The sequence below is a fragment of the Rhizobium sullae genome, assembly GCF_900169785.1.
Lineage (GTDB): Bacteria > Pseudomonadota > Alphaproteobacteria > Rhizobiales > Rhizobiaceae > Rhizobium > Rhizobium sullae.
Genome location: NZ_FWER01000141.1, coordinates 1 through 2,471, shown reverse-complemented (window position 1 = coordinate 2,471; position 2,471 = coordinate 1). Strand labels below are relative to the sequence as shown.

The 2,471-nt window shown below is 57.8% G+C and carries 3 protein-coding genes; 1 reads left to right on the top strand and 2 read right to left on the bottom strand.

The window, feature by feature from the left end; genetic code table 11:
- The coding region (locus BN1800_RS39285) for a P-type ATPase actuator domain-containing protein (protein ID WP_483251931.1) at positions 1 to 622 on the bottom strand (622 nt) is incomplete at its 3' end.
- A gap of 286 nt (positions 623 to 908) precedes the next feature.
- On the opposite strand from BN1800_RS39285, the gene BN1800_RS39280 reads away from it, so the two are divergent.
- On the top strand, positions 909 to 1,742 hold the full coding sequence (locus BN1800_RS39280) for a universal stress protein (protein ID WP_087006304.1): 834 nt from the start codon (positions 909 to 911) through the stop codon (positions 1,740 to 1,742).
- Between the two features lie 224 nt (positions 1,743 to 1,966).
- Here BN1800_RS39280 and BN1800_RS39275 read toward each other — a convergent pair.
- A partial coding sequence (locus tag BN1800_RS39275) for a response regulator (protein ID WP_087006301.1) occupies positions 1,967 to 2,471 on the bottom strand: 505 nt, incomplete at its 5' end.

Below are 2,471 nucleotides of genomic sequence, written 5' to 3'. Positions count from 1 at the left end.
CCCTGATATCAAAGACGCCCCCGACCGAGGTGCTGCCACTTAGAACTTCGTCATCGATACCGTGTTTTCGTGGGAGGGCCTCGCCGGTCAATGCAGACTCATCGAGTAGAGCGTGATCTCTGACGACGATTCCATCGACCGGCAGAACCTCGCCTTGACGCACCATAACGAGGTCGCCGGCCTTGATTTCGGCAATCGGGACCTCGTGCAGACGGCCGTCCTCGTATTGAAGGGCCGTCTGGGCAACGCGGCCCAGCAATGCCGTCATCTCGCGGGCGGCGCGCTGGGACGCGTATGCTTCCAGCATCTGGCCGCCGGCATACATCAGAGCAACGACATTGGCGGCAAGGGGTTCGCCGAATGAGAGGGCGAATGCCATCGACAGTGCTGCTAGGATGTCCAGCCCGAAATCGCCGCGATGGAGAGACCGGATCGTCTGCCACAACAGCGCGCCGAGGACCGGCATGGTGGTGATCGTCCATACAAGCCGGGCATTGGCCGGATCCTTCAATAGCGCAAAGATCAGCCCTACCGAAAGCCCGAGGGCCGCAATTATCGGCAGCCACATGCCGCGGGCTTTGGAGAGAAAGGCTATCGGTCCGGTTGCTGCGTTCAGGATCATGATCCGCTTCCGCCGCCGTGGCTTGTGCGCGAAAGCGCGGCGTCGCCTATTAGGCCTTGATCGACGCTTGATCAAACCTGCTTCATCAGGCGCCGCATTGATCTGTCTCAACAGCGCATCGCCGCATCGGGCACTTAATTACCATGCTGATCGTCTGTCAGATGAAGAAGCTTTGAATTTCGAATGAGTGAGCGCTTTTTTGGGGTACGCATTTGCGCCACATCAATGCCGGAGCAGCTCCGAAAAGAGAAAGTGAATTAGAAGCGCGGCAAGTTAGGAGCAAGAGATGACTGCGCAGTATTTTCTTCCGCTGGCGACGTATCCCGATTCAAGTTCCGGACTGATCGTTTCGAACGCTGTAACCTTTGCTAAGTCGTGCGACGCAAATCTCCACGTATGTGCGATAAGGATCGAGATTCCGCGCATCCCCAACGCATGGTCTTCCTTGCTGTTGGATACTCCAAAGATGATCGAGCAGGCAGAGATGTCAAGCCGCGACCGCGCAGCTACGCTGATGGCAGCCGCTACGAACCTCGGAGCAAACGAAAATGTTGATCTCTCTACGAGAGAAGTAAAAGCCAACTTGCCCTTGCTGCACGAAACGGCAGCAACAGAAGCGCGTTTTTTCGATCTGACTATTCTTGAATGTAACTCCGAGGTTCCAGATACGCGCAGCATTGCCGAAGCGGTGATATTCGGCTCTGGCCGACCAGCCGTCATCTTTCCCAACAAGACCTTCGCAGGCCCGATTGACCATCTGGTCATAGCCTGGGACGGAAGCCGGGCCGCTGCCCGGGCAGTCAGCGATGCCGGCCCCTTCATTCGCAAAGCCCGACGGGTGTCGGTACTGTCGTTGACCGGCGAAAAGCCGCTGCCGGAAACAAGCGGAGCGCACTTCGCTGAAATCTTGGTCTCGAGCGGGGTCAATGCGGGCGCATCCGTTGCCCGGTTTGCCTCGTCATCGATTGGCGCAAGCATTCAACGGGCCGCGCTCGAGCTGGGGGCTGATATGCTGGTGATGGGAGGATTCGGACACTCGAGGCTGCGCGACTTTGTCCTCGGCGGAGCCACAGACGGCGTCTTGGAAGAGCCTCTTTTGCCTGTCCTCATGTCACATTGATTAGACACCGTTTGGTGCCCCACCACCCTTCAGCGGCGGCAAGCAAGCGCATGGCAACAGCGCACGCGCGACCGGAATGAAAGCTGGGCACGGAACAAGCGTTCGCATTTTCTACCGCGCGGTGCAAACAGTCGCGACGAATTGGAAATAGCGGCGGTGCATAACGGCGCAGCGCAGATGGGCATCAACGAACTTAAGATGAGCCGCTCGCACTTAAGCTCGTATTAGTCGTCTTTCAGTGCTTCGCCAATTGCCTTGGCGAGGTCGGTCTGGCGGTAGGGCTTGCGCAATACTTTCAAATTCTCTCCGCCGAGCCGGTCGGACTGGACCAGTTCCTCTGCGTAACCTGAAGTGAGCAACGCCTTCAGTCCGGGACAGAGCTGGTAGCCGCTTATCGAGCCGGGCATCACCAGGTCCGTAAACAACAGGTCGATGTCGGGATTAAACGCCAATATACCAAGCGCCTCCGCTCCGTTCTCCGCTTCAAGGACGCGGTAACCGAGCTGCTTCAGACGGGCAACGGTTAGGCGCCGAACACGGTCGTCGTCCTCCACGGCAAGAATGCACTCGCCGTCACCAGATGCCGCGGCCGCATCGGGAGAATTTGCTTCAATTGCGGCGTCTGCCGTCACGTGCCTCAGCAGATAGATATTGACGGTCGTTCCCTTGCCTTCCTCGCTATAGATGCTGGCATGGCCACCTGATTGTTTGGCAAAGCCATAGATCATC

Coding starts and splice junctions, on each gene's coding strand:
- BN1800_RS39280 (WP_087006304.1), top strand. CDS start 909: ATGACTGCGCAGTATTTTCTTCCGCTGGCGACGTATCCCGATTCAAGT.